Below are 25,306 nucleotides of genomic sequence, written 5' to 3' on the forward strand. Positions count from 1 at the left end.
TATGGAACAGTGGATTTTTGCTAGCGGAACTTTCTGGGCTCTGGTTCCCCCGATTGTGGCTATTGCCCTTGCCTTGCTGACAAAGGAAGTCTATTCTTCGCTTTTTGCCGGTGTGGTGATTGGCGCCCTTTTCATTAGCCAGGGTAGCTTTCCGACTTTTTTGGATTCCATTTTCAAGAATGGCCTTGTAGCCAAGGTCTCTGATCCCTGGAACGTAGGCATCCTCCTGTTCCTAGTCATTCTTGGAACCATGGTCGCCCTCATGAATCGTGTGGGTGGTTCGGCAGCCTTTGGTGAGTGGGCCAAGAAGCGCATCAAGACAAAGACGGGAGCCCAGCTGGCCACGATCTGTCTTGGCATCCTGATTTTTATTGACGATTATTTTAACTGCCTTACGGTGGGTAGCGTTATGCGCCCCATTACCGACAAGTACAAGGTCAGTCACGAAAAGCTTTCTTACCTTATCGATTCTACTGCGGCCCCGGTCTGCATTATTGCCCCCATCAGTTCCTGGGCTGCCGCTGTGTCGGGCTTTGTGGAAGGCGAAGATGGACTGGGACTTTTCATCAAGGCGATTCCCTTTAATTTTTACGCCCTGTTTACCTTGCTTGCCATTTTCCTGGTTGTTTTTTGGAAAATCGATTTCGGTGCCATGAAGAAGTTTGAGTCCGCCGTTGAAATCGCTGCTGCGAAAAGGGAAGAACCTGTCGTTCCTGAAGGTCGTGGCAAGGTGATGGACCTGGTGCTCCCCATTGTGCTGCTCATTGTCTTTTGTACCATCGGTATGATTTATACAGGTGGATTCTTTGCCAGTGGTAAGGAGGCCAAGGGCTTTGTGGATGCGTTCGGTGCAAGCGATGCTTCTATCGGTCTTGTGTTGGGTTCCTTCGCTGCTCTTGTACTGACTGTTATTTTGTATGTGTCTCGCGGTGTACTTCGCTTTGGCAAGTGCATGGAATGTCTGCCGGCTGGTTTCAAGGCCATGGTTCCTGCCATTCTTATTCTGAGTCTCGCCTGGACCTTGAAGGGCGTAACAGATACTCTTGGTGCAAAGGAATTTGTTGCCGGTGTCGTAAGCGGCAGTGCGGCGAGTTTCATGAATTTCATGCCCGCCATCATCTTTGTCATTGCGGCATTCCTGGCTTTTGCGACGGGAACATCCTGGGGGACTTTCGGCATCCTGATTCCTATCGTGGTGGCAGCCTTTGGCGGTGTTGACTACAGCCTCATGGTGATTTCTATTTCTGCATGTATGGCTGGTGCCGTTTGCGGAGACCATTGCTCTCCCATTTCGGATACGACCATCATGGCCAGCGCCGGCGCTCAGTGCGAACATGTGAACCATGTGAATACGCAGCTGCCCTACGTACTTTACGTGGCCAGCGTTTCCTTCGTGACCTTTATTATTGCGGGCTTTACCCGCAGTGCTGTTATCTCGTTGATCCTGGGTGCTTCCATGATTGTGGGTGGTCTGTTCCTGATCAAGAAGAGAATGCGGAAGTAAGACGGTCGCGCCTAAATATGAAATTTTAACGGCGAAAATTGTAAAAAAAAGTTAAGCATCCCGTGGTTTTGATATAGTTCACACCCGGGATGTCTTTTTGTGATTATCTTCTTACATTCGTTGTTTTCCTGAAATTGACTTTGTATTTTCTCATTCGTAGAACTTGAGGAACCAATATGAAGTCACATGAACTTTTCATTGTCAAACAGATTGTCGTTCTTTCCGTGATTGCAGCTGTTCTAGGTTACGTTTACGGTTAAGTTTAACACTGAGAGAGAAAGGTCGGTGCGGTATATCTGCGCCGGCTTTTTTTTATACGGTGGAATGCCGGGTGGTGAGTTTCTAACTTTAAGGCATGGATTCTTTTGAGGAACATTTTTCCGAGGTGTTTGAAACCGCGAACCTGAAGGGGGCGCGGGTAACGCTTGTTGGCCTGCGGGAACTGGACGAGGCGGCGTCTGACGCGCTGTACCAAAAGATTTGCGGTTCCCGGGAATTTCTTCTGGAACACTTACCCTGGATTGCGGAAACGTCTCCTGCGGATCTTAGAAAGAGGGCCCGCTCCTGGTGTCTGCAGGCTCACTTGTCCCAGGGCGGCTGTTGGCAGATCTTCGAAACGGCAGAAGGCGGCTCGAACTCCATTGCGAACGTTGCCGAAAACTCCGTCGGGAACCTGGCAGGCTTCCTGATGATGGACGTGAACATGGGGAACCATTCTGCCACCTTGAGTTATTGGCTGTTCAGGGAATTTACCGGTCGCGGTCTCATGACGGAATCCCTGGAGTGCCTTTGTAGGTTTGCCCTTGACACTCTGCGGTTAAACCGATTGGAACTTTTCGCCTCGGTGGAAAATCCCAAAAGTCAGGGGGTGGCTCGCCGCTGTGGGTTCCGCGAAGAGGGTATATGTCGCGATTTTGAGCTAAAAAACGGGATTTTCGTGGATCATGTCCGTTTTTCAAGGCTTGCCCGCGATGGTTAGGAATTGTTTTTCTGGTTACAGAATGTTTACTCGAGTAAACAACAAAAAGAGATTATTTTTTCAATATTGAGGCGCACTCTTCTATCTTTCTAAGTATGGAAAATGGGAAAGAAAATATCCTCGTAGAACCTGATGTTCTGCAGTACACCAATTACAGGGTGTACCTTAGGGACTATTACGAGTATAAGAAGAAGACCACTGCGGCCTTCAGTTTGCGTTTTTTTGCCGAAAAGGCCGGGCTTTCTAGTCATGCTCATCTGAAACTTGCCATCGACGGCAAGCGTAACATCACAAAGAACACTGCTACCAAGCTTATCCACGGTCTCGGTCTCGAGAATCAACGTGCCGCATATTTTGAAAGTCTGGTTTTCTTTAACCAGGCGACAACTGACGAAGACAAGAAAATCTACTACGCCCAGTTGATCAAGGCAAGCCCTCGCTCCAAGCTGCACAAGATGGACAAGGCTCAGCTTCGAATTTTTAAGGAATGGCATCATTCCGCAATTCTGGAAATGGTGGGACTCAAGGATTTCCGTCCTATCCCCGACCAGATTTCCAAGCGTCTCCGTGGCTTGATTACCCCGGCGCAGGTGACTGAATCCCTGAACTTGCTGTTGGAGTTGGGTCTGCTGGTAAAGACCGCTAACGGTTATAGACAGAGTAATCCGCTGATTACGACCGACGACGAAGTCCAGGATGTTGTGGTCAAGATGTACCACAACCAGATGCTTAGCCTTTCAAACAAGATGCTGAACGACCTTCCGGGTGCCGAAAGGGACGTTTCCGCCTTGACTTTTGGAATTAAGCGCTCTGATTTCGTTAATTTGAAGAAACATTTGCAACTTATGCGAAAAGAACTACTAGATTTCTCTGCAAAAGCCGGAGAAGCTGAAGAGGTTGTACAAATCAACATTCAGCTGTTCCCGCTGACTCGAGGAGTGTGATGCGTTTCTTTTTGTCCATAGCCGCTTTCGCCAGCTTGATGCTAACTGGTTTGTCGTTGGTCGCCTGTGCCGATGACAAGTCTGTCGCTGGTATAGAAATTGGCAACCCGTCCCTGGATAATCCTATCGCCGATGGGGATACCACGGGACAGGATTCTATTCCCGTGATTACTCCGGATGATTCCATTCTTCCGGAACCGGAAGAACCTGTGTCCCTGCCGCTTACCGCTAGCTTTGTTGTGGATTACGATAAGGGTACTGCCGCCCGTGCGCTTACAAAGGCTTCCTCCAGCGATAGTGCTGTGATTCTGGATACCTTTGCACTGGAACTGACGAATGTCCGTACATACAACAGCATTTACGTCAGTGTGACGGACACCATATTGACCCGCGGTCTGACGGTCTGGCCCTACGAAGGGTCCGACGTGGAAACCATGCCTATTTCCTTTACGGAACAGTCCTTTGTTGAAGAAGATTTCAGCAAGATCGACCTGTTGCCTGAATCGGACTTCTACCTGAAGGAAATTGGTGTTTCCTTCAAGCCCCATAAGGCCGGCAAGGTTTATGGCCGAGTGCTGCGCGATGGTAAGTATGTTCCCTTTATCTTTAGCCTGTCTCACTTCCAGGCTTTGCAGTTGCGCTATCATTATTCCCAGATTGAAATCGATTCCGCGAAGAATGTGGCAAACCTGCAGGTGGAGTTCCGCGTCAAGAAGTTCGCTGACGGTCTTGACTTCTCCAAGGCTGATTTGTCTGACGGCGTTATCCTCATCGACGAAAAGAATAACGCGGCCCTTTGGGATTCTCTGAATAACCGCTTCATTCCTAGCTTCCAGCCGCTGCGCTATAAGTACCTGGAAGTTGGCGAAGCTGATACGGCCGGTGTCGAAAATGTGGAACGCATGGACTACGTGAACGACATCTGGAAGAATATCGCTGCAGGTCTTGGCGAGAACACCTTGATCAATGGAAACTTCAAGTCTCCCTTTACCACCGATTGGATCTTCAAGACCCAGCTTGGCGGCAAGGCCGACACCGCTATCGTTACCGAAAGGAGTGGCGACCGTATCATGAAGGTGAACGTGACCAAGGGTGGCAACTACTCCTACAGCGTTCAGCTCATGCAGGAGAATGTGGCTCTCATTGCCGGTGTCAAGTACAAGTGTATCTTTACCATCTGGTCTGAAGTGGAAGGTGAGATTACGGTTAGAATCGGTTCCTACTCCACTTACGAAGCGGTTGGCTTCTCGGAACACAAGGAAGTGGCACAGACCGGTCAGTCTATCGAGATTGAATTTACTCCCGAAGTGAACGATCCCTTTGCCCGCTTTGAACTGAATCTGGGCAAGACGGAAAGAGTCCTCCGAATCAAGGAAGCCCAGGTCCTTCGTTTGAGTAAGTAAGATCGCAAGGAAACAACGCAGACTTTTAAAGGCATCCTGGTGGGTGCCTTTTTTCTATAACTTTGATGGAACGTCTATAACCATTATCCTTTAACCTTTCTAATTTTATAGCACTATGGCAATGATTCCTACTTTAAAAGACAATCTCGTTATCGAGAATATCCGCCCGAACATCGAGGGCGGCCGTTTCATGATCAAGCGCGAACCGGGTGATTCCGTGACCGTGCAGGCAGACATTTTCCGCCACAGCCACGAGAAGTATGACGCCGCAATTTTTTACCGACATGTCCCCGTAGAAGGCAAGGCCAAGAAGACCGCCAAGGCCGCAGCAAAGCCTGCCGCCGTCAAGTGGGAACAGGCTCCCATGCATTTCGTTGACAACGACCTCTGGGAAGGTTCCTTTACCGTCAACAACATCGGCTATTACGAATACAAGGTTTGCGCCTGGACCATCGAGCCCAAGGACAAGCCCACCGAAAGCCCGGTGATGAAGCTCCGCGTTGACCCGGCTTATGCACGTACCGGTACTTGGTACGAAATGTGGCCCAAGTCCCAGGGTACCGACGCCACCAAGAGCGCTACCTGGAAGGACTGCGAAAAGCAGCTGGACTACATCGCTGACCTCGGCTTCGATACAGTTTACCTGGTTCCCATTCACCCCATTGGTGTCACCAACCGTAAGGGTGCCAACAACGCCCTCCACGCCAAGACCGACAAGAAGGGTAAGCCCCTGGAACCGGGTTGCCCCTACGCAGTGGGTAATAAGTTCGGCGGCCACTATGCTACCGACCCTGAACTGGGCTCCATGAAGGACTTTGAACATTTTGCCAAGGCTGCACGCTCCAAGGGTTTGCGCCTGGCTCTGGACATCGCCTTGAACTGCTCCCCGGATCACCCCTACGTTAAGGAACATCCGGAATGGTTCTACCACGAACCTGATGGCTCCATCAAGTTTGCTGAAAACCCGCCCAAGAAGTACGAAGACATTTACCCCTTCGACTACTACAACAAGAACTACAAGGAACTCTGGCAGGAAATCGAAAACATCATCCTGTTCTGGGCCGACAAGGGCGTGGAAATCTTCCGTATCGATAACCCGCACACCAAGCCCTTCCCGTTCTGGGAATGGCTCATCGCCGACGTCAAGGAAAAGCGTCCGGAACTGGTGTTCCTGGCAGAAGCCTTCACCCGTCCCAAGATGATGCATCGCCTGGCCAAGGCTGGCTTCGACATGAGCTACACCTACTTCGCATGGCGTAGCGCCAAGTGGGAATTCGAACAGTACCTGAAGGAACTGACCCAGTCCGACGCCAAGGAATACATGCGCGGCATCTTCTTCCCGACCACACCGGACATCTTCCCCAAGTATCTGGCTTACAAGGGTGCAAATGCCTTCAAGCAGCGCTACTTCCTGGCTGGTACCCTTTCCAGCCTTACCGGTATGTATAACGGTTACGAACTCTGCGAAAACATTCCGTCTCCCATCAAGGAAGAACTGCAGGATTCCGAAAAGTACCAGTACAAGGTTCACAACTGGGCCGGCCCCGGCATCCAGGACTTCGTCCGCCGCGTGAACACTGCCCGCCTTGAACATCCGGCTCTCCAGGAATACGACAACCTGGACTTCCACTACTGCGCCAACGACCAGCTCATGGTTTACTCCAAGAAGTCTGGCGAAGACGTTCTCCTGTTCGTCTGCAACATGGACATGGACAACGCCCAGGAAGGCATGGTGGAACTGGATATGTCTAAGCTCGGCCTGAACGAAGATTCCTTCTTCTTCCTGAAGGACTTGCTCACCGACGAATCCTTCGTCTGGCGCGGCAACAAGAACTTCGTCCGTCTGGATCCCAACAAGGCTCCTGGCCATCTCTTGGTTCTTAAAAAGATCTAAGAGTTGAACGTCGCGGCCTCGCGAACGAAACTTTTTCAGGAAGTACCGACATTTTTGCCGGTACTTTTTCTTTTTTGCATATATATTAATCAAGTAAACTATTCACTCTTCACTCTTCACTGCCATGATTGATATTTATTCTCTCGCAAAAAATCCCCTTGTTTTTCAGAAGCCCCGTACCGTTACGTCGGCTTATATTGACGTGTCCGGGAAAATGGGCGTGGCCCAGACGGTTCTTATGGTCCAGGATAACCTCTGTGAAAATCTGGGGAAACTCAAACAGGATAATTTTTTCGTAAAGGAAAAGGGCGGCTATTGGGTTATTTCCAAGGCCAAACTGAAATTTTTCCAGCGCCCGTTCTGGGGTGATAAGGTGGTGACGACTTCATACCCTACAAGTAACAGCCTGATTCGAACTTATGAAAGTACCGCCATTACCACAACCGAGGGCGAACCCATTGTGTTGGCCGTACAGGAGGCCTGCTGCCTGGATTTGGTACGTCATCGTCCCATGAAACTTTCTACGGTGGGCTTTCCTACAGAGGGTTTCCCGGAACAGGTCCTCGATGACAAGTTTACCAAGTTCGAAGTGACTCCCGATGAGTACGAAGAGATTTACCAGCAGCGGGTTCTGCCTCAGCATCTGGACATGTCTCATCATATGAACAACATCAAGTACATCGAATTGTCGATGAACGTGTTCTCTTCTGCAGACTGGGAACTTTGTACTCCCTCCGAAATGGAAGTCCATTTTTTGGGAGAGTCCATGGAAGGAACTCTGCTGAAGATTTTCCGTGCGGACCACAAGGGCGCCACCTACATGAAGATTGAAGATGAGACAGGACGTCAGGTCTTCGAAATGAAAATCAAGATGAAATAAAAAACGCGGCAGTAATCGCCGCGCACTTTATACAAATTCTCTGAAGAATTCGGGCCGGTGAAAATCCGGCTTTTCTGTTTCTACGGGGAAGGCGCTCAGATAGTGGGGCGACTGGGACTTGTCGCCGCATTTATAGAGGTTGCCACGAAGAGACTTTCCGACAAATGAATTCAGCCCGAAGAGGCTGGCGGGAATCTGTACGGTCATTCCCCAGCAGACCAGGTTCCCGGCGACGCTGGCCACTTGCTTTGTGCGGATGACCTTGTTGATGTCTTCCTGGGACAGGGTGGTACGGTTGTTGCGATCTGGCCCGTGGGCTGCCAGCAGGAAACCTCGGCTTGTCGTTTCGAAGTTGAAGTACTCGCTGGGGTTTGCTGGGTTCTGCAGGAAAATTTCTACGCAGGAATCTTCCCAACTGCGGCCGTTGTCTTCTTGCACTTCGGCACGGAAGCAGGTGTCGGGTTCCTCGATGGTAAAGCTGACGGTAAAATAGTCGGCGCTGATTTCTACGTCGGCAAGGACTGAGGGGAGAACTTTTCCCTGATTCTGAGGCCAGTTTAGATTTGCATTAAGAAGCATGGCTATAAGATAGATAATCACTGATTAATCAGTGATTAATCGCTGCTTAATTTAGAATGAAAAAATGGGAATGCCTTTTTTTGATGAAAAAGGGCGTTTTTGTATTTGGCATGGCTTTTGCATTAAGGGGGGCGTCATCGGACGGTTCTGGTAAACCGTTAGATGTTGGATAAGTTAACGCCAATGACTTAGGAGGTCTTTATGGCAGAACAGATAAAAGAAAGTGAAGTCAAACAGGCAACAAGTCAGTTTGATTGTCTTGCAGTCACCAGTGTCCAGGTTTTCCCTTTTAAGGAAGGACCTAGCATGGGACATATTAAGGGGCTTGCCACCGTAGTCCTGAATGACCAGATGTTGATTCGTGGTCTTCGTGTGATGGATGGTGAAAACGGTATGTTTGTGGGCTATCCGAACGATCCTTTCTATAAGGGCGAGGAATTCCGCACCATTTGCTCTCCCGTTACCCGCCAGCTCCGTGAGCACATCGAAAACTGTGTTCTTGAACGCTATCAGGCCGCCATGGCCTAGGAAGGTTCTCTTGTTCCATAGAATCCGTTCTTACTGCCTGTTTGGAATAAAGGCTGTTCCCGTAAGCGTCGAGGTCGACGCCTCTCAGGGGCTGCCGGGTTTTACTTTGGTTGGATTACCTGACAATGCGGTAAGGGAATCTAGGGAACGAGTGGTCTCGGCCATCCGTTCCATAGATAAGGTGGTGACAGGTTTCCGAACGACGGTGAACTTGTCGCCCGCGGATTTGCGGAAGGAGGGCAGTGCCCTTGACCTGCCGTTGGCTATCGGTCTTCTTGTGGCTACCGGCGAAATTGAAGTTCCTGATTTGGAACGGTTGGTGTTTGTGGGGGAACTTTCCCTAGATGGTTTGCTGAAGCCTGTTCGTGGAGTCCTTTCGGTGGCCATGAGTCTCCCTGATCGCAAGAGAGACGTTCTTGTGGTGCCTCGGGGGAACGAACGGGAGGTGCGTCTTGTAGAAGGTGTGCGGTACGTGTGTGCGGATTCCCTAAGGGAATGCGTTGGTGTGTTAGAAAAGGGGGCTGTGTCTAAGGCTGTTTCGGCGGCGGGACTGGCTGCCGCGCATGGAGCGGAGAGGGGCGCTGGACAGGGGTATGCCTGCATACAGGGAATACCAGACTTTAAGAATGTCATCGGGATGGAAGGGGTCAAAAGAGCTCTTGAGGTGGCTGCTGCCGGAGCCCATAATTTCCTGTTGGTTGGTTCTCCCGGTGCGGGAAAATCATTATGTGCCAAATGCCTTCCGGGAATCCTCCCCGAAATGACGGATGAGGAAATTCTCGAGACGACCCGCATACATTCCTGCGCAAGGGCTGCAGGGGATATGGAATGCTTTAAGCCGGTAATGGTTCGTCCTATCCGGACGCCACACCATTCGGCGTCTATGGTGTCTCTTGTTGGGGGCGGCGTGCATTTGCGGCCTGGGGAGGCTAGCATGGCTCATAATGGCGTTTTGTTTCTTGATGAACTCCCCGAATTCAACCGCAGTGTCCTGGAGGCTTTGCGAGAACCGATGGAAGAGGGACTCATTTCGGTGAGCCGGGCTAGCGGAACGGTCGTGTGGCCTGCTCGTTTTATGATGGGGGCTGCCATGAATCCTTGCCCCTGTGGCTATGCCATGGATGCAAAACGGAGCTGTACGTGCCTGCCGGAAGCCCGCAAGCGGTATCAGGAAAAAATTTCGGGACCGCTGCTGGATCGTATCGATATCCAGGTCAGTGTGCCCTCTGTGGAGGCATCCCAGTTTGCCAGCGGGGCCACTATATCTGAGACTTCTGCAGACATTCGCAAGCGGGTCTGTGAGGCTAGGGCCTTGCAGAGGGATCGCTTTAAGAATCTCCCTTTCAAGACCAATGCGGAAATGTCGTCCGAAGCGGCGAAATCGTTCTGCAGGTTGTCTGCAGCTACCGAGCGTTTTGCCATATCTGCCGCCGACAAGATGGGCTTGAGTGCACGAGGCTACTTCAGGCTCCTGAAGGTGGGACGGACCATAGCTGACCTTCGCGGGGCTCCTGCCGTCGAAATTCTGGACCTGTCCGAGGCGCTTCGCTATCGTTCCTTTCGCTCCTGATTGAACGTTGTAAAAGAACTTTCTCCTTCGTCCCCTCATCACAAGCAAAGCGCCTCTCCTAACGGAGGGGCGCTTCTTGCTTAATCTCTTGTTTTATCTCTAGCTTAGCGTCGCATCCTAATGGATGATTCTGCCCCGACGCAATCAGGGATGGCGCACGGCTTTCTGACGGAAACCTCGACGGCCTGAGCCTTGGGATAATTCCCGAGAATGCGTTCGGCGCAGCGGTACACCAGGGTTTCTTCCAGCTGGAAACAAGAAAGGCGGATAAACCCTTTCAGGTCTTCCGCCAGTTGTGCATAGTCTATGGAGTGTGCCAGGTCTTCGTTTCTGGCAGCGAGGGTAAAATCAGACCAGACGGTCACGTTCAGTACGATCGGCTGTTCGTTTTCGCGTTCATAGGGAAGGGTCCCGATGATGCAGTCGAAAGTAAGGTCCCGAAGGCTGATTTTACCGAGTTCTGTTACCATACGTAGAGAACGACTGCGCCTGCGATAGATGCGCCTGCTACGCCGAACCAGATGTTACGGGCAGAAGCATAGGAATCGTGGGTCTTCTTGTTTTCGTTCATACGGTTCTGGAGGCTCTGCATGGTCCAGTAGACGGGGCCTTCTTCGGTGGTTCTAAGCACGTACTCGCCCTTGGAAATCATCACTTCTTCACAGCTGGGGTTGCCGTTACAGGCGCGGAGGAGGTTGCCCTTAAGTTCGTCCAGGTTGTCGTAGGCGCTCTGGGCCTTGTTGGCTTCCTTCTGCTGGAGGATGCCCATGACGATGCTTGCTGCGGCCAGGGCGGTGAGACCCACTGCGCTCCAGAAGCGGACTTCGTCAGCGATACCGAAACGGTCGCCTACGTTGCCTGCTGCGTCGCTGGCTGCCTGGTCACGGCTGTCGGCTGCAGAGTTGTCTATCGGAGCGGTAGTCTTGTACTGGAAGACATCATCATCGTCTTCACAATCTTCATCGTCGTCGCAGTATTCGTCACTGCTGGTTGCAGCGGCAGCGGTTTCGGCGACAGGTTCGTCGGCGCCTTCGCCCTTGAGGGTCACGGGGCTGCCGTCAATGAAGACGATTGCAGAGGAAAGGCCGTCGGCGAAGACGGACTTGCCATCGAAGTATACCTTTTCGACGTCCTTGTCGGCGTCCATGCCGCGCTTGGAGTAAACCTTGGCGGTCAGGAGCTTGGAGTAGTCGACGCCGTCAGCGGTCATGGCGGTCATGGAGGACAGGTCGCCTGCGGAGCCCTGGTAGAGCTGGTAGGTCGCGTCGTTGTCGCCGAACGGGTCTACAAACTTCTGACGGACGACCAGACGGCCATCCTGGAGGGATTCCACTTCGTCTGCCGGGATGGTCTTCAGTTCGCCACCGAATTCGGCAGAGATGTATTCGTCGGGAGTACCGGCGTCCTTAGCATCAAATTCATTGATATCGTACGGACCGGCAAAAGCGGACACGACAGAAAGGCACAGGGCCCACAAAATTGAACGTTTCATTTGATAACTCCAATATGGACTATTTTTCGTGAAATATATAAAAAAAAGATTGAAAATTCACAAAGGAAAGTTTTTTGCAGTATACAAAGGTAAATGATTAAGGGATAGTCGGATAGATGATACAAATTATATAAAGAAAAGTTTACAAAAGTGTGCTTTGCATAGTTGATTTGTGCATTTGACCATGTTTTTTTGCCCCCTTTTACTATATTTTAGTCCGTAAATTTTAACTCTAACCAGAAGGTGCTAATCATGGCAAAGCTTTCTATTGAAGATCTCGAACTCGCTGGCAAGCGCGTGTTCATCCGTGTCGACTTCAACGTTCCCCAGGACAAGGTCACCGGCGAAATCACCAACACCAAGCGTATCGAAGCTGCTCTCCCCACTATCCAGTGCGCTCTCGATAAGGGTGCTGCTGTTATCCTCGCTTCTCACCTGGGCCGCCCCAATGGCGAAGTGAACATGAAGTACACTCTCGCTCCCGTTGCCAAGAAGCTCGAAGAACTCATCAAGAAGCCGGTGAAGTTCCTCTCTGACTGTGCAGGTGCAGAAGTTGAAGCTGCTTGCGCCGCTATCAAGCCGGGTGAAATCATCCTCCTCGAAAACCTCCGCTTCCACATCGAAGAAGAAGGCAAGAAGAAGGACGCCGAAGGCAACAAGGTTAAGGCTGACAAGGAAGCTGTCAAGGCATTCCGCGCTTCCCTCACCAAGCTCGCTGACGTTTATGTTAACGACGCATTCGGTACCGCTCACCGCGACCACTCTTCCATGACTGGTGTTGAACTGCCGCAGCGCGCTGCTGGCTTCCTCATGAACAAGGAACTCAAGGCATTCGACGCAGTTCTCAACAACCCCCCGCGTCCGTTCCTCGCAATCCTCGGCGGTGCTAAGGTTGCCGACAAGATCCAGCTCATCAACAACCTCCTGGACAAGGCTGACAAGATCATCATCGGCGGCGGCATGGCATTCACCTTCAAGAAGGTGATCGACAATATCGAAATCGGTTCTTCTCTGTTCGACGAAGAAGGCGCAAAGCTGGTTCCGGAACTGATGGCTAAGGCTAAGGCTGCTGGCAAGGAAATCATCCTCCCGGTTGACTACATCGCTGCTGACAAGTTCGCTGCTGACGCTGCTACCAAGGCTGTTTCTGACGCTGAAGGTATCCCCGCTGGCTGGATGGGTCTGGACGTTGGTGCAGAATCCACCAAGAAGTTCGTTGAAGCTATCAAGTCCTCCAAGACCATCGTTTGGAACGGTCCTGCAGGCGTGTTCGAATTCGAAGCTTTCGAAAAGGCTACCAAGGCTATGGCTGACGCAATCGTCGAAGCTACCGCAGCTGGTGCAATCACCGTGATCGGTGGTGGCGATACCGCTACTGCAGCTAAGAAGTACGGCGCAGACAAGAAGGTCACCCACACCTCTACCGGTGGTGGCGCTTCTCTCGAACTCCTGGAAGGCAAGGTCCTGCCGGGCGTCGCAGCCCTGACCGACAAGTAACTTGCGATGATAAGCGGCGCATTGCCGCGTTGCTCGCCCCCTCACGTACGAAAGTACGCTACGGGGGTTCGCGCCTTGCACTGCTTGCTTCTAATCGCAAATTACATTTGCGTTTTAGAGAAATTGTGAATTGAAAAAATCCCGATGGAAGTCGGGATTTTTTTTGTATTTGGGGGAGGTGGGCTTGCGCCTTGCGGACCACTACGGTTGAATTGAACGGAAATGACTTTGATAACCGTAGTCAAGCTCTAAGTCATTGCTGGCTGGCGTCGGGGTTGACGGTTTCGTCGTGCTCCTCGAATTGGCTCACTTTCTTGAACCAGTAGTCTTCACTGTTGATGGAGCTCATGTTGTTGATGATGGCGTCCAGATCCAATTCTTCATTGTTGTTGTTTTCGTTAGGCATGTACTGAATATAGTATTATCTGTTAAATTTTGTATTTTTGCAGTCATGAACAAATTGATTTGGGGGTTAGTTTTGTTGATTTCTGTAGGGGCGGCTCAGGCTCAGCTTGTTCCCAAGGGTATGGCTATCTACGGCAGTGTGGACGGGACTGATGTTGTGCCGCAGGAGGAGTCTTCCTATGGGTCGGAAAATTCTGTGCCTGATTCGTTGCTGAACTGGAACGAAGACCGTGCCGTTTTTGCAGATAGTGTGTCCATTTACATGAAGGATTACAACTGCAATATTGGCAAGGCTAAGCAGTTTGCCCGCTATGGTGGGATTTGTGGTTGGGCTGGGCTTGGTATCGCCCTTATCGGTATTGATATGCTGTCCGCGGGACTTGCCATGGACAAACGCAGTTTTGATAATGCGCTCAGTTATGGCGGTGTTGCAATGATTACGGGCGGAATTCTTTAAGCAGAAAAAGATTGATTACCAGCGGAGACATTCCGTTTTGCAGACAAGTGACTATTAAAACGTGAGGTTTTTATGGCAGAAAAGATTTCTGAAATTTCAAAGGTGTATCACAAGGAACACGGCAACTGCGCTGTGTCTGTGACTTATGGTTATTGGCGTGCCCAGGGCAAGTCTGAAGCGGAAGCTCTGGAACTGGCCATGGCTGTAAAGCAGTTCAGTGGCGGTCGTGCTCCGGAGGGAACTTGCGGCGCCTTACATGCGGCAAAGCTGTTGGCTCCTGCCCAGTCTGATGCCATTGTGGAGTTCTTCAAGAACGGTGCCAAGGGCTGCACCCTGTGTAGTGAAATTCGCCCCAATGGGGTGATTCCCTGCAACCGCTGTGTGGAATTGGCGGGCGAGGCGCTGGACTCCTTGAATAAATAGGGCGGTCTGGGGTTTTATTTTGCGATTCCATTAAGTATCTTTGTGTCGGTGTTCGGGTATTTAGGAAAAGGAGACTTGATGAAGAATCGTTTTGGACTTTTGGCCCTTACGCTTTTTGTGGCGGGTTGCAGTTTTTTCGTGGCATGTGGCGAGTCTGCCTCTGAAGCAGAAAATTCGGATCCGGTTCCTCAGGCGGAATCTAGTTCTGCCATGGGAACGGCTGACCCCGCTGAAGTTTTTTCGTCGGCTGTAGTAGAAGTCCCCCAGACTTTGCCCTGCGCTCCCGAGGAGGAGGGCGGTTTTGTGTGGATCGAAACGGGTAAGAGTTATTACCGTTGCGAGTCCGGTTTGTGGACTGCGTATGACGTGGCGCCTCATAAGAGAGGTTTCGATCCGTGCCAGTTTAATTTTGGTGCGGCCTGGAGTACCGACAAGGAACGCGATTCTACGAATTACGCCGGCCTGGACTATATTGCGGTCTGGCTTGGTGATAACGATTTCTATAACGGCTTTGAAGAACGTATGGTAAAGATGAGCGTGGAAATTGGCGCGACTCCCATGATTTACGCTTACGTGATTGCCGAGTTCGACAAGGATCATGGAATTGACGACTGCAATATTTCCAAGGCAGAAAAGACCCATTGCTCCCATGGGGCCCAGATGATTCGCGAATATTTTGCGGACTCCATTTTGTATCGTTATGCGGCTTATGCCAACGGTATGCGTGAACAGCTGATTTACCGTCTGGAGGTGGATGCGGATACTTATGAATCCATCTGGCTGATTGAACCGGATTTTTATCAGTATTCCGAAACGGCTTCAAGGCAGAAGGAAAGATACGATGGAACTGTCCAGGAAGGAGGCGGCATTCCCGATTCCCTTATGGGCGTGTACTTCAAGCAGATCGTGGATACCATTCGTGCCTACTTGCCTGCGGCAAAGATTGCCATCGATATTTCACCCTGGATTGGCGATAAGGATACGGCCCTGTTTGCCCAGTGGTATTCCAACTTTGACATGAGTATCGTGGATTTTGCGGGAACTTCCGGCGGTTCGTCCCTGGCGACATCCGAGAAGATTGTGGCTGCCAATTCTGCCACCTGGGCGAAGATTCATGAGGTGACGGGCAAGCCCATTCTTGCGGATGCGGGCTATGGTGCCGGTGGCGCAAGTAACGGCCACAAGAAGCCTTGGGATGATGTCCAGAACATCAAGGCCAGAATGGCCAACGGTGTTGTGGGTATTATGCAGATGAATGCCGCTAACGATTTCCCGGTAAGGGCTGATACCATCAGGCCGCAGCTGAATTATACGTTCCCCTGGTGCAATAACTAGGGCGGCACTTCGGCGGTTTTAATCTTTTTTTCTATCTTTGCGGTTGTAAAAACGAGGTTTCTATGTCTATTATCGTAGTTGACTACAACGCTGGCAACTTGACGTCTGTGATGAACGCTTTGGAACACATCGGTGCCGATGCTGTTTCTAGTCGCGATCCCGAAGTGATTGCCAAGGCTGATCGCCTGATTTTCCCTGGCGTTGGCGCTGCGGCTTCGGCTATGGAAACCTTGACTAGGACCGGAATCGGTGAGGCCATCAAGACGGTAGTGAAGGCCGGCAATCCTGTGCTTGGTATTTGTATCGGTTGCCAGATCATTCTGGAAGAATCCGAAGAAGATGGCGGTGTCAAGACTTTGGGTCTGATTCCCGGCAAGGCTGTGCGCTTTAAGGATGAACCGGGCCTGAAGATCCCTCACATGGGTTGGAACCAGGTGGAATTTACCCGCGAACACCCCATTATGAAGGGCATCGCCAGCGGTAGCGATTTCTACTACGTTCATTCCTATCACCCGGTGGTGCCTGCGGAGTATAGCTTTGCTGAAACTACTTACGGCACCCAGACCTTCCAGGGCCTTATTGGCAAGGATAACCTGATTGCTTCCCAGTTCCATCAGGAAAAGAGTGGTGATGTGGGGCTTGCCATGCTGAAGAACTTCTGCGACTGGAAAGTTTAATTCGCCTTAGCCAATTTTTTACTTTATAGTTAGACCGTGTTAATCCGCGGTCTTTTTTTATAATAAAAAAATATGGATTCTTGGTTAAGAGTCTGGTAGTTTACGTCTATTTTTATTGATAAAATAAATTTTGTATCATTGGTTTATTGACGAATGATACAAAATAAATTATGTTTGCCTTCGCCGTCAAGGCAGGTAAATTTTTGAAGCCCATAACCGATTATCAAAGCTATCGCTGCTATATGCAGGAGTTTTATGAGGAGCGTAAGCGAACGGATTCGTTTACGTGGCGAGAATATGCCCGTCTGGCAGGGTTTTCTTCGCCTACCTACCTGAAGTTGGTTTGCGAGGGTAAAAGTAGCCTTAGCGAGGCGGGAATCGGCAAGGTGGCCGACGCCATGGGGCTGAAGGGTTTTGATTACGTCTATTTCCGTTACCTGGTGCAGTTTAACCAGGCTAAAGATGACGAGTCCCGCAAGAAGGCGTTCGGTGCCATGCAGGAAGTGGCCAAGTCAAAAAAGATCCGCGTGCTGGATGGCGACGCCTACGCTTATTTTGAGTCCTGGAAGAATCCGGTGCTGCGTGAATTAGTGACCATGATGCCGGGTGCCACTCCCGAGGCTATGGCAGCCATGTGCTGGCAGCCGGTAAGTGCCGACGAAGTCTGCGCTTCGCTTGATTTGATGGTAAAGTTGGGTTTGTTACAGAAGAAGGGCCGTAATGTTTATGTGCAGACGGATAAGGCTCTCGTGGGGAATTCCGATGCGATTCCCGTGGCTGTACGGACGATGCATCGGGAAATGGCTGCGCTTGCTCAAAAATCTATAGATGCGTTTGATGTGAATGATCGAAATATTATGGGTGTTACAATGAGTGTTGATCGTGAAGCTTACGAACAAATTGTGGAGGAACTGCTTTCGTGCCGACGAAAAATAGCCTCCATTGCCAATGCCAGCAGAAAGCCGGATCAGGTATATCGTTTGAACTTACAATTGTTTCCTTTGACAAAGAAAATCTAGAAAGCTGATTTGGGACGGCTAGGATGACTAAAAAAAATATTGCATTCTCTATTGTTTTAACTAACGCGTTTTTACTGGGTGGTTGCGGATCGGACCGCCACATGGTTTTTGACGAAGGATCCACCGAAGAAAACAATGCTTCTGTTGAAGTGGTCCACATTGAAGATGTAAACGTGGTGGACGTACCCGGAACATGGTCTATGTTGGATGGCGGTGAAGGGTCTGAAATTAAATGGGACGTTGACGGTGATAAAGTCTTTTCAAGGACTTGGCTGAAATCGGCTCAAAAGAAATGTGGCGGTTTCTGCGGAACGGTTGTTCTTGGAAAGAGCTCGTCTGACAAGGTGGCTTCCGTTGGGTTTAATCTGGATCTTTCCAAGGAACGGAATGATACGCTGGTTTTGGCGGATGTTTCGTCTTGGGGACAGTTGTGCGTGGAATATGCTTCTGGCCTGGATGTTCGCGTCGACCTGGAATCAATGGATTCGACAGGTGTTGTCGTTGAGGATTCTCCGACAGCCTTGTATAAAAAGACGTCTGGCGATTCGGTCAAAGTTCGTTGTGTTGGCTGGGAAAAGTTCAAACCGAAAAAGTCCGGTAAAATTCCGGGTCTTGAAGCGGTGAAACGTCTGGTTTCCCTTTCGTTCTACTTTGAGGGGTCTCCTGGGATGAGTGGCTATTTTAACATCCGGAAGCTGGGGGCCCTGGTGGTCGGTAGTTTCAAGGAGACTCAAGAAGAAAAAATTGATGACCCTCCAGCAGATTCTCTAGCAGATTCACCAGTGGATGATTCTGTAAATGTTCTTGTAGATTCTTCTGGTGGAGATACGTTGCTTATTACGTCGGCGGAATCTAGCTCGGGAGAAATAGCGTCTTCGGCGGAGTCCAGCTCCGGAGAGATTGACTCATCAGCGGAAACTAGTTCGGCGGAATCGACCTCTTCGGCGGAATCAAGTTCGTCAGCGGACACAACCTCGTCAGCGGATTCAACTACGTCGTCGGAATCTAGTGCGGATACGTTGATCACTCCTGCGAAACGGACGATTGATACAAATGATTTGGTGGAGTTATGGGATGGATCAATAAGTTATGAGGTAAAAACAGAATTTTGGGAAATGGATGAATACGGAGCTCCCTGGTATGCTTTTGATGATCATGTTTATGAAGGTTCTTCTACGATTACGTGGCCGGTCTCGTTAGGAGGCGGCTTTGATTCGGGATCTTTAGATGAAGTCATCGAAGAATGTCTGGGTATTTGTGGTACGATTGAATTTGGCGATGTGGCTAAAGGAAAACCACCGTTTGTGGGGGTTGTCTTTGACGTGAAGGGATCTTCTGATTTAATTGCGACGGCTAGGCCTGTTGATGTGACTCCCAAATGGGATGGCGTGTGCGTCGTGTACAAGTCCGACATGAGCGGAGCTATCGTTCTGGACCCGGGATTAGAAAAGGCGGGAACGATGAGCTTCCAATTGCCTGAGGCGGTTTTTGAAAGCTCTTCTGAAATTGTCCGTAAATGTGCTTTGTGGAGTGATTTTACCAAACCCGATTCAAAAGAACCTTCCGACGAAAACGTGGAAGAATCTTTGGCGTCCGTTAGAATCAAGTTTGACGGAAGCTCGGGTAGTGGTGGATCTTTCGCAGTCTATCGAGTGGAAGCTGTCAAAGTCACTGAATAATTACGGCAGTTCACCGCCAATCAGTTCCATCTGCTTTTTATAGATGTCCTTGCAGGCGTTTTCGCCCAGGTCAAGGAGGGTGTTCAGCATGGCGCGATCGAAGCTGGCGTGTTCGCCGGTGCCCTGGACTTCGATGAAGTTCTTGGCATCCTGCATCACCACGTTCATGTCGACGTCGGCTGCGGAGTCTTCTACATAGCAGAGGTCGCAGAGGGGCTTGCCGTTTACGACGCCTACGGAGATGGCGGTAATGGCGTGCTGGAGGATCTGTTCGGTGAGGCCCAGACGTTCCTTGATTTTCTTCAGGGCGATGGCCAGGGCTACAAATCCGCCGATAATGCTTGCGGTACGGGTGCCGCCGTCGGCTTCGATGACGTCACAGTCAATCACGATGGCGTTTTCGCCAAGGGCGGCCAGGTTTGCGGCTCCGCGGAGGGAACGACCTACGAGGCGCTGGATTTCCTGGGTGCGTCCGCTGGCACCTTTACGTTCGCGTTCGACGCGCTTGCCGGTACTCTGAGGCAGCAAGCTGTATTCTGCGGTAATCCAGCCAGTGCCGCGGCCAGCCAGCCAATCCGGAACCTTGGGGAGCAGGGTGGCGTTGCAGATCACGCGGGTGCGACCCATTTCGATAAGGACGGAACCGTCGGCGGAACTGATAAAGCCGGTGGTCATTTTCAGGTTTCTGTATTCGTCAAACTTTCTGTCGGTGCGTTCGTATGCCATAGAAAAATCCTTTTTCAATTATGATTTATGAATTATAAATTATGAGATTTAGTTTGGCGCCTACGGCGCGATTATTAATCTCGTACCTCGTAATTTGTAATTCGTAATTAGAACTTAAGCGTTTCTACGACGCCTTTCTTGAAGGTGCCAAGGATGTACACGAAGCTGGTGTAGTTTTTGAGTTCTGCCAAGGCGGCCTGAGCGTTCTCGTCCTTGATGTTTGCTTCAAAGGAAACGTGGAAGATGTAACCCCAGGGTTTATCGGGGTGGGGGCGGCTTTCGCAACGGGTCAAGTTCAGACCTCGCTTGGCGAAACAGCCCAGGGCGTTGTAGAGGGCGCCTACGGCCTTGTCGTCGGCCAGTTCGAAAAGGATGGTGGTCTTGGCGTTCTCGCTTTCGGTGAAGTCTGCGGGAGTTTTCTGGATAGCGTAGAAGCGGGTGAAGTTGGTTCCCTTCAGGTTTTCGAGGCCAGCCTTCAGAATGTCCAGATTGTAAATCTTGGCGGCGTATGCGCTGGCGATGGCGCCTTCGTCGCGGTTACCGCGGGCGGCCAGTTCTTCGGCAGAACCTGCGGTATCGAATGCAGGGATTGCCTTGATCTGGGGGTTTTCTGCAAAGAAGTGTGAGCACTGGGCCAGAGCCTGGGGGTGGCTGTAGACGCGCTTCAAGTCTTCAACTTTTACGCCGGGCATAACGCAAAGGGTGTGCTCGATGCGGAGCATGACTTCGCCAACGATGCGGTGACGCCACTTGTAAAGCAGGTCGTAGTTCGCTTCGATGGAACCTGCCGTAGAATTTTCGATAGGGATTGCACCGCCGTCGGCTTCACCAGTTTCAATGGCCTGGTAAATTTCTTCGAAAGTGTCCATGGGCAAAGTTTCGATGTCTTCGCCAAAAAGGTAGTGGGCTGCGCAATCGCTGTATGCGCCCTTGCGGCCTTGGAATGCAATTTTCTTCATGACGTTAAGTTAGAAAATTTGCGGTTCCTGTTGCGAACCCCCTATTTAAAACGCTTGGCTCCCTTGTACTTGGGACTCCAGTATTTGTCGTTCATGGGGCTGATCATTACGCCCTTGCTGGTGCTGGCGTGGGTAAACCGGTCGCCGCTCATGTAGATGCCGATGTGGCTGATGCCCCAGAAGTCTCCGAAGAAGACCAGGTCTCCTTCCTTCAGGTCGCCGCGGCTCACCTTCTTGCCGCGTTCATCCTTGTAGATGCCTTCGGCGTTATGTTTGAGGGCGATGCCGTAAAGCTCCTTGTAGATGACCATGACGTAGCCGGAACAGTCGATGCCCGATTTGCTGGTGCCGCCCAGTTTGTAGCGGGTTCCCAACCAGGGCTTGATGACCCCTTCTAGGGTGGTTGCCTTCTTGGGGGTGGCGCGTGCTACTTCTTTCTTGTTGATGGCGGCGTGGGCCTTGGCCGAGGAATTCTGACGAGGCGGTTTTACCGTGTCTTGGGGAGTTGTTGCTGCTGTTGCGACAACTGCAGGTTCAGAGGTGGTCTGTGGGGCTGGCTGCTGAGCCTGCACTGTTCTAGCGGGCTTGTAGCCTCCAATCCGCCGATCGTATCCAGTACGAACAGGAAAGGAGCAAGCCGAAAGGAATGCCAGGGTTAAAGCAAGAAATAGAATATTTCTCAGGAGAGCCATCAAGCGAAATCTAAATATTTTTCGCTAGTCCAGGAATCCGTGAGGTTCGAATCCGAGGCTCTTTACCAATTCGAAATCGGTGGCGCTGTTGACTCCGGCGGTGGTCAGCATGTCGTCGGTGATGGTGGCGTTGGCTCCGCTCTTGAATGCCTTTGTACCGTAATCGCCTAGAACGCCGCGGCCACCTGCCAAACGCAAATATGCCTTGGGATTGATAAAGCGATAGATGGCGACGATTCTGCAGAATTCGTCGTTGGTCATCTTGGGCAGATTTTCGAAAGGAGTTCCCGGAATGGCGTTCAACACGTTGATGGGGGTGGACTTGGCACCCAGTTCGCGGATGTCGATGCACATGTCGATGCGGTCTTCCATGGTTTCGCCAAGGCCCATGATTCCGCCGCTGCAAATTTCAAGGCCTGCGGCTACGGCATTCTGCAACACTCCGATTTTGTCATCGTAAGTGTGGGTGGTGCAAACGTCAGGGAAATGACGGCGGTAAGTTTCCAGATTATTATGGAAACGGGAAAGGCCCGCTGCCTTCAATTGATCAAACTGCTCGCGGTTCAGAAGACCGCTGCTGAGGCAAACGCTAAGCCTGGTTTCTTTCTTGAGGCGACGAATGGTTTCGCAAATCTGTTCTACGTCATTCTTGGTGAGAGTTCTGCCGGAGGTGACGATAGAATAGCGGGGGATGCCTGCGGCTTCCTTCTTCTTTGCGTCGGCTACGATTTCGTCGGCGCTGAGCAACTTGTATTCCGGAGCGCCGGTGTGGTAGTAGCTGGACTGTGCGCAGTACTTGCAGTTTTCGGAACAGCGACCGCTGCGGGCGTTGACGATGGAGCAGAAGTCGAAATCGTTGCCGTGGAGTTTTTCGCGGATTTCGTTGGCGGCAGCGGTCAATTCTTCCAGGTCAGCGTCAAGTAGCTTGATGGCATCTTCACGGGTGGTAACGTAACCATCATTCAAAATCTTGTTTTTCAGTTCCTGGACGAAAGACATAAAAACTCCTTGGTTCGCGGCATGTCCCGACGGCTCAAAATATAGAAAAAGGCGAGTGTCGCGACAGAAAATTTATTTTCTGGCATGACCTAGCCGCACTATATGCACTGGAAGAGTGCCATGTAGAAAAAGGCGAGCTGTGCCCGCCTATACTATTTCTAATGCACGGCGATAACCGCACTCTATTAGAAAGAAATTTCCTTTACACCATCCTCGATGAGGTAAGGCATTTCTTCGTGCATGGTGACGCCTTCTGCAATCTTGCTCATGTCCAGATGGATGTAGTTGATGTCGCCATCGGCAAGGACGGTTCCGCTCATATCCATGATGCTGGCGTGGGTGATAAAGAATAGGGGAGTGATCTTTACGATCTCGCCGCGGCCGATCAACTGTTCGCCATAGGGAACGGGTTTGCGGTACTTGGTTTCAAGGGACATGGTGACGCCCCAGATAGATTCGTCGCCGCCTTCCTTGGCCCACACGGCGCGAAGTCCCATTTCGTCTAGCATGGCGGTAATGAGGCCTCCATGAACGCGACCGGGATAACTCTGATGCTGTTCGCGATACTGGAACAGACTCATGACGCTTCCGTCTTCCATATTGTAGAACGGAGCGCGGACCCCGTATTCGTTGTCCAGTCCGCACATCATGCACATCTTGCTGTTGTGCTGCTTGCTAACCACTTTGATGATGTTACTCATTCTAAAACTCCGTATCCTGTTGCGATTACTTTTTGGCCAACATAAAATCCAGTATCTTTACCAGGGTGTCGTTGTTCTTGCCGATGTTTTCGGCGCATGTTTTTCGGATGTCCTCGACGCTCTGAACGTACTTGCAACCGGATGCCGATTCAATTTCTTCGGCCCCGTTTTTCAACATGCTTTCCATAGATTCCAAGGTGGTTTCCAGATGGAACTGCAATGCCAATGCGCTGCCCAGGCGGAATGCCTGACGGGGGCATGCTTCGCTACGGGCCAAGGCTACGGCCTGTTTGGGAATGTCAAACGTTTCGCCATGCCAATGGAATGCTGTCATAGATTCGGACATTCCGTTTTCCCATTCCACGGGGAACCAACCGATTTCCTTTTCGGGGCTTCTGCGGATGGCGGCACCGAAAGCGCTGGCAATCATCTGTGCGCCCAGACAGATGCCGAGAATGGGCTTGCCCAACTGAACCATGTCGCGACACAGTTCCTTTTCACGAACGAAATAAGGATAGTCGGCTTCGTCCAGGACGCTCATGGGACCGCCCATCATGATGGCGAAATCCACTTCGTCTTCGTGGGGAATCCTGTCACCGGCGTAGAGACGGACTACATGAACTTTATGACCCTTGGCCTGCAAATAGGGGAGAATGGCTCCCGGGCCTTCGTATTCCACGTGCTGAAAAATATAGACGTCCATAAAAATACCTTTGACCGAAATATAATAAACGCCTGTAATGTCAAAAATTAAAAGCAGGATTCCGAATAGTTCAATTGCATTTGTCTGTTGGAGGAGTAGAGCGTGTCTATGGTACAAGAACCATTGGTGGAAACATTGACATTATTTTTTTTCGGAGAGACTTGATTCGTATCTCTCCTGAATATCTTCGCAATAGTCTAAAATTGACTCTCTGATATAGCTCTTGATTTTGTTTAAGCTAAGCCCTGTTTGGAATTTCTGAATGAAAACCTGCTAACATGATTGACGAAGGGTAAAGGTAGTTAATGAAATGCAAAAAGTCCCCGAGGCGTAACCTCGAGGACTTTTTAATGTCAGAGTCGCGACGGATGCCGCGGCTTTCACTTGCGTTGATTAGCGAACAACCTTGCGGTCGTCTTCGGTCATAGCGAGGAATTCTGCGACGGTCATCTGACCCTTGTCACCTTCCTTACGCTTGTTCACAGAAACGACGCCTTCGTTCATTTCCTTCTCGCCAACGATGATCTTGTACGGAACCTTCTGGAGTTCGCACTGACGGAACTTGTAGCCCAGCTTTTCGTTGGATTCGTCGATGTCGCAGCGGACGCCGGCGTTCACCAGTTCGCGTTCCACCTTGTGGGCGTATTCAGCGAACTTTTCGGAAATCGGGAGGACGCGTGCCTGGACCGGAGCGAGCCAAAGCGGGAAGTCACCCATGAATTCTTCGATGAGGATGCCCAGGAAGCGTTCGATGGAACCCACGGCTGCACGGTGCAGCATAACGGGGATGTGCTTCTGGTTGTCCTTACCCACATATTCAGCACCAAGGCGCTGGGGCAGGTTGAAGTCCACCTGGATGGTACCGCACTGCCAATCACGGCTGAGGGAATCCTTCAAGGTGAATTCAAGCTGGACGCCGATGGCGTCCGCTGCTGCCCTCGGTCATGCCGAAATGCAAGCATTTCGTCGCGACGCTCGGTTTGCAAGCTTTTCGGGCCGTAGAAGGCGCCTTCGCCCGGGTTCAGAATGTAGTCGAGGCCAGCAAGCTTGGTGGCTTCTTCGAGAGCGGCTTCTGCCTTGTCCCAAAGTTCGTCAGAACCAACGCGGCGTTCCGGACGGGTAGAGAACTTCACCACGATGGAATCAAAACCGAAGTCGTGGTAGATTTGACGCCTTCGGCGTCCGTGGCTGCGCTCGGTCATGCCAGTCTGCAAGCAGCCTGTCGCGACACTCGCTTGCACACTTTTCCTTCACGAGAGCG

The 25,306-nt window shown here is 51.0% G+C and carries 27 protein-coding genes; 15 read left to right on the top strand and 12 right to left on the bottom strand.

All coding sequences use genetic code 11. The features are described from left to right. Position 1 precedes the first annotated feature (1 nt). The 6 genes from BUB73_RS11855 (at position 2) to BUB73_RS11880 (ending at position 7,604) form a co-directional block, all read left to right on the top strand. Positions 2-1,504, top strand: coding sequence for a Na+/H+ antiporter NhaC family protein (locus BUB73_RS11855; protein ID WP_073159545.1), 1,503 nt, complete (start codon positions 2-4; stop codon positions 1,502-1,504). A 355-nt stretch (positions 1,505-1,859) separates the two neighbouring features. Beyond that, positions 1,860-2,483: a GNAT family N-acetyltransferase gene (locus BUB73_RS11860; RefSeq protein ID WP_073286125.1), complete on the top strand. Its 624-nt coding sequence runs from the start codon at positions 1,860-1,862 to the stop codon at positions 2,481-2,483. 95 nt (positions 2,484-2,578) lie between these two features. Then, positions 2,579-3,427, top strand: coding sequence for a TIGR02147 family protein (locus tag BUB73_RS11865; protein WP_073286127.1), 849 nt, complete (start codon positions 2,579-2,581; stop codon positions 3,425-3,427). Then, positions 3,427-4,830 (top strand): carbohydrate binding domain-containing protein, encoded by a 1,404-nt coding sequence (locus BUB73_RS11870; RefSeq protein ID WP_073237348.1) that lies wholly within the window; start codon positions 3,427-3,429, stop codon positions 4,828-4,830. Before BUB73_RS11865 ends, BUB73_RS11870 begins: the two co-directional genes overlap by 1 nt. A 115-nt stretch (positions 4,831-4,945) precedes the next feature. After that, entirely contained in the window at positions 4,946-6,724 is a 1,779-nt protein-coding gene (locus BUB73_RS11875; RefSeq protein ID WP_073286130.1) for an alpha-1,4-glucan--maltose-1-phosphate maltosyltransferase, read from the top strand. A 124-nt stretch (positions 6,725-6,848) separates the two neighbouring features. Further along, positions 6,849-7,604, top strand: a complete 756-nt coding sequence (locus tag BUB73_RS11880; protein ID WP_073159555.1) for an acyl-[acyl-carrier-protein] thioesterase — start codon at positions 6,849-6,851, stop codon at positions 7,602-7,604. A 27-nt stretch (positions 7,605-7,631) separates the two neighbouring features. Here BUB73_RS11880 and BUB73_RS11885 read toward each other — a convergent pair whose 3' ends face one another. After that, entirely contained in the window at positions 7,632-8,183 is a 552-nt protein-coding gene (locus tag BUB73_RS11885) for a carbohydrate-binding family 9-like protein (protein WP_073159672.1), read from the bottom strand. A 201-nt stretch (positions 8,184-8,384) separates the two neighbouring features. Here BUB73_RS11885 and BUB73_RS11890 point away from each other — a divergent pair, with 201 nt between their 5' ends. Continuing rightward, positions 8,385-8,711 (top strand): SpoVG family protein, encoded by a 327-nt coding sequence (locus tag BUB73_RS11890; RefSeq protein WP_073286133.1) that lies wholly within the window; start codon positions 8,385-8,387, stop codon positions 8,709-8,711. Between the two features lie 10 nt (positions 8,712-8,721). Next, positions 8,722-10,281 carry a YifB family Mg chelatase-like AAA ATPase gene (locus tag BUB73_RS11895; protein WP_073286136.1) on the top strand — a complete coding sequence of 520 codons (1,560 nt, stop codon included), beginning with the start codon at positions 8,722-8,724 and terminating at the stop codon, positions 10,279-10,281. Positions 10,282-10,385: 104 nt separating this feature from the next. Here BUB73_RS11895 and BUB73_RS11900 read toward each other — a convergent pair whose 3' ends face one another. Beyond that, positions 10,386-10,751, bottom strand: a complete 366-nt coding sequence (locus tag BUB73_RS11900) for a dihydroneopterin aldolase (protein WP_073159561.1) — start codon at positions 10,749-10,751, stop codon at positions 10,386-10,388. After that, positions 10,745-11,773 (bottom strand): hypothetical protein, encoded by a 1,029-nt coding sequence (locus BUB73_RS11905; protein WP_073286139.1) that lies wholly within the window; start codon positions 11,771-11,773, stop codon positions 10,745-10,747. Before BUB73_RS11905 ends, BUB73_RS11900 begins: the two co-directional genes overlap by 7 nt. 252 nt (positions 11,774-12,025) lie before the next feature. On the opposite strand from BUB73_RS11905, the gene pgk reads away from it, so the two are divergent. Further along, the gene (pgk, locus tag BUB73_RS11910) at positions 12,026-13,270 is read left to right on the top strand and encodes a phosphoglycerate kinase (RefSeq protein ID WP_073159565.1); all 1,245 of its coding nucleotides are present in this window, start codon (positions 12,026-12,028) and stop codon (positions 13,268-13,270) included. 253 nt (positions 13,271-13,523) lie between these two features. On the opposite strand, the gene BUB73_RS17360 is transcribed toward pgk, so the two are convergent. Beyond that, positions 13,524-13,676 (bottom strand): hypothetical protein, encoded by a 153-nt coding sequence (locus BUB73_RS17360; RefSeq protein ID WP_170932337.1) that lies wholly within the window; start codon positions 13,674-13,676, stop codon positions 13,524-13,526. Positions 13,677-13,721: 45 nt separating this feature from the next. Between BUB73_RS17360 and BUB73_RS11915 the strand changes: the two genes are divergently transcribed. The 6 genes from BUB73_RS11915 (at position 13,722) to BUB73_RS11940 (ending at position 19,265) form a co-directional block, all read left to right on the top strand. Then, a complete protein-coding gene (locus tag BUB73_RS11915; protein WP_139259204.1) occupies positions 13,722-14,132 on the top strand; it encodes a hypothetical protein in 411 nt (136 codons plus the stop codon). 72 nt (positions 14,133-14,204) lie between these two features. After that, positions 14,205-14,555 carry a hypothetical protein gene (locus tag BUB73_RS11920; RefSeq protein WP_073159569.1) on the top strand — a complete coding sequence of 117 codons (351 nt, stop codon included), beginning with the start codon at positions 14,205-14,207 and terminating at the stop codon, positions 14,553-14,555. 78 nt (positions 14,556-14,633) lie between these two features. Then, the gene (locus BUB73_RS11925; RefSeq protein ID WP_073159571.1) at positions 14,634-15,890 is read left to right on the top strand and encodes a hypothetical protein; all 1,257 of its coding nucleotides are present in this window, start codon (positions 14,634-14,636) and stop codon (positions 15,888-15,890) included. A 62-nt stretch (positions 15,891-15,952) separates the two neighbouring features. After that, entirely contained in the window at positions 15,953-16,567 is a 615-nt protein-coding gene (hisH, locus tag BUB73_RS11930) for an imidazole glycerol phosphate synthase subunit HisH (RefSeq protein ID WP_073159573.1), read from the top strand. A gap of 203 nt (positions 16,568-16,770) precedes the next feature. Continuing rightward, positions 16,771-17,586, top strand: coding sequence for a TIGR02147 family protein (locus BUB73_RS11935; RefSeq protein WP_073286208.1), 816 nt, complete (start codon positions 16,771-16,773; stop codon positions 17,584-17,586). A 101-nt stretch (positions 17,587-17,687) separates the two neighbouring features. Beyond that, complete coding sequence (locus tag BUB73_RS11940) at positions 17,688-19,265, top strand: hypothetical protein (protein WP_175552214.1); 1,578 nt, start codon at positions 17,688-17,690, stop codon at positions 19,263-19,265. On the opposite strand, the gene rph is transcribed toward BUB73_RS11940, so the two are convergent. From rph to BUB73_RS17715, 8 genes are all read right to left on the bottom strand, one after another. Next, positions 19,266-19,991, bottom strand: a complete 726-nt coding sequence (gene rph, locus BUB73_RS11945; protein WP_073159577.1) for a ribonuclease PH — start codon at positions 19,989-19,991, stop codon at positions 19,266-19,268. It abuts the gene before it with no gap. A gap of 107 nt (positions 19,992-20,098) precedes the next feature. After that, positions 20,099-20,950 (bottom strand): prephenate dehydratase, encoded by an 852-nt coding sequence (locus BUB73_RS11950; protein ID WP_073159579.1) that lies wholly within the window; start codon positions 20,948-20,950, stop codon positions 20,099-20,101. Positions 20,951-20,991: 41 nt separating this feature from the next. Continuing rightward, positions 20,992-21,642: a C40 family peptidase gene (locus BUB73_RS11955; RefSeq protein ID WP_073286148.1), complete on the bottom strand. Its 651-nt coding sequence runs from the start codon at positions 21,640-21,642 to the stop codon at positions 20,992-20,994. A gap of 24 nt (positions 21,643-21,666) precedes the next feature. Next, positions 21,667-22,641, bottom strand: coding sequence for a biotin synthase BioB (gene bioB, locus BUB73_RS11960; protein WP_073159583.1), 975 nt, complete (start codon positions 22,639-22,641; stop codon positions 21,667-21,669). 185 nt (positions 22,642-22,826) lie between these two features. Then, positions 22,827-23,342, bottom strand: a complete 516-nt coding sequence (locus tag BUB73_RS11965; RefSeq protein WP_073286150.1) for a PaaI family thioesterase — start codon at positions 23,340-23,342, stop codon at positions 22,827-22,829. Positions 23,343-23,367: 25 nt separating this feature from the next. Then, on the bottom strand, positions 23,368-24,045 hold the full coding sequence (locus BUB73_RS11970) for a type 1 glutamine amidotransferase (RefSeq protein ID WP_073286153.1): 678 nt from the start codon (positions 24,043-24,045) through the stop codon (positions 23,368-23,370). Positions 24,046-24,438: 393 nt separating this feature from the next. Next, positions 24,439-24,942 carry a His/Gly/Thr/Pro-type tRNA ligase C-terminal domain-containing protein gene (locus BUB73_RS17710; protein WP_249269416.1) on the bottom strand — a complete coding sequence of 168 codons (504 nt, stop codon included), beginning with the start codon at positions 24,940-24,942 and terminating at the stop codon, positions 24,439-24,441. Next, the gene (locus BUB73_RS17715; protein ID WP_249269415.1) at positions 24,939-25,286 is read right to left on the bottom strand and encodes a hypothetical protein; all 348 of its coding nucleotides are present in this window, start codon (positions 25,284-25,286) and stop codon (positions 24,939-24,941) included. The genes BUB73_RS17710 and BUB73_RS17715 overlap by 4 nt, the downstream gene beginning before the upstream one ends. Between the last annotated feature and the right edge of the window lie 20 nt (positions 25,287-25,306).

The organism is Fibrobacter sp. UWH6 (genome assembly GCF_900142465.1).
Lineage (GTDB): Bacteria > Fibrobacterota > Fibrobacteria > Fibrobacterales > Fibrobacteraceae > Fibrobacter.

Coding starts and splice junctions, on each gene's coding strand:
- BUB73_RS11855 (WP_073159545.1), top strand. CDS start 2: ATGGAACAGTGGATTTTTGCTAGCGGAACTTTCTGGGCTCTGGTTCCC.
- BUB73_RS11860 (WP_073286125.1), top strand. CDS start 1,860: ATGGATTCTTTTGAGGAACATTTTTCCGAGGTGTTTGAAACCGCGAAC.
- BUB73_RS11865 (WP_073286127.1), top strand. CDS start 2,579: ATGGAAAATGGGAAAGAAAATATCCTCGTAGAACCTGATGTTCTGCAG.
- BUB73_RS11870 (WP_073237348.1), top strand. CDS start 3,427: ATGCGTTTCTTTTTGTCCATAGCCGCTTTCGCCAGCTTGATGCTAACT.
- BUB73_RS11875 (WP_073286130.1), top strand. CDS start 4,946: ATGGCAATGATTCCTACTTTAAAAGACAATCTCGTTATCGAGAATATC.
- BUB73_RS11880 (WP_073159555.1), top strand. CDS start 6,849: ATGATTGATATTTATTCTCTCGCAAAAAATCCCCTTGTTTTTCAGAAG.
- BUB73_RS11885 (WP_073159672.1), bottom strand. CDS start 8,183: ATGCTTCTTAATGCAAATCTAAACTGGCCTCAGAATCAGGGAAAAGTT.
- BUB73_RS11890 (WP_073286133.1), top strand. CDS start 8,385: ATGGCAGAACAGATAAAAGAAAGTGAAGTCAAACAGGCAACAAGTCAG.
- BUB73_RS11900 (WP_073159561.1), bottom strand. CDS start 10,751: ATGGTAACAGAACTCGGTAAAATCAGCCTTCGGGACCTTACTTTCGAC.
- BUB73_RS11905 (WP_073286139.1), bottom strand. CDS start 11,773: ATGAAACGTTCAATTTTGTGGGCCCTGTGCCTTTCTGTCGTGTCCGCT.
- pgk (WP_073159565.1), top strand. CDS start 12,026: ATGGCAAAGCTTTCTATTGAAGATCTCGAACTCGCTGGCAAGCGCGTG.
- BUB73_RS17360 (WP_170932337.1), bottom strand. CDS start 13,676: ATGCCTAACGAAAACAACAACAATGAAGAATTGGATCTGGACGCCATC.
- BUB73_RS11915 (WP_139259204.1), top strand. CDS start 13,722: ATGAACAAATTGATTTGGGGGTTAGTTTTGTTGATTTCTGTAGGGGCG.
- BUB73_RS11920 (WP_073159569.1), top strand. CDS start 14,205: ATGGCAGAAAAGATTTCTGAAATTTCAAAGGTGTATCACAAGGAACAC.
- BUB73_RS11925 (WP_073159571.1), top strand. CDS start 14,634: ATGAAGAATCGTTTTGGACTTTTGGCCCTTACGCTTTTTGTGGCGGGT.
- hisH (WP_073159573.1), top strand. CDS start 15,953: ATGTCTATTATCGTAGTTGACTACAACGCTGGCAACTTGACGTCTGTG.
- BUB73_RS11940 (WP_175552214.1), top strand. CDS start 17,688: ATGGTTTTTGACGAAGGATCCACCGAAGAAAACAATGCTTCTGTTGAA.
- rph (WP_073159577.1), bottom strand. CDS start 19,991: ATGGCATACGAACGCACCGACAGAAAGTTTGACGAATACAGAAACCTG.
- BUB73_RS11950 (WP_073159579.1), bottom strand. CDS start 20,950: ATGAAGAAAATTGCATTCCAAGGCCGCAAGGGCGCATACAGCGATTGC.
- BUB73_RS11955 (WP_073286148.1), bottom strand. CDS start 21,642: ATGGCTCTCCTGAGAAATATTCTATTTCTTGCTTTAACCCTGGCATTC.
- bioB (WP_073159583.1), bottom strand. CDS start 22,641: ATGTCTTTCGTCCAGGAACTGAAAAACAAGATTTTGAATGATGGTTAC.
- BUB73_RS11965 (WP_073286150.1), bottom strand. CDS start 23,342: ATGAGTAACATCATCAAAGTGGTTAGCAAGCAGCACAACAGCAAGATG.
- BUB73_RS11970 (WP_073286153.1), bottom strand. CDS start 24,045: ATGGACGTCTATATTTTTCAGCACGTGGAATACGAAGGCCCGGGAGCC.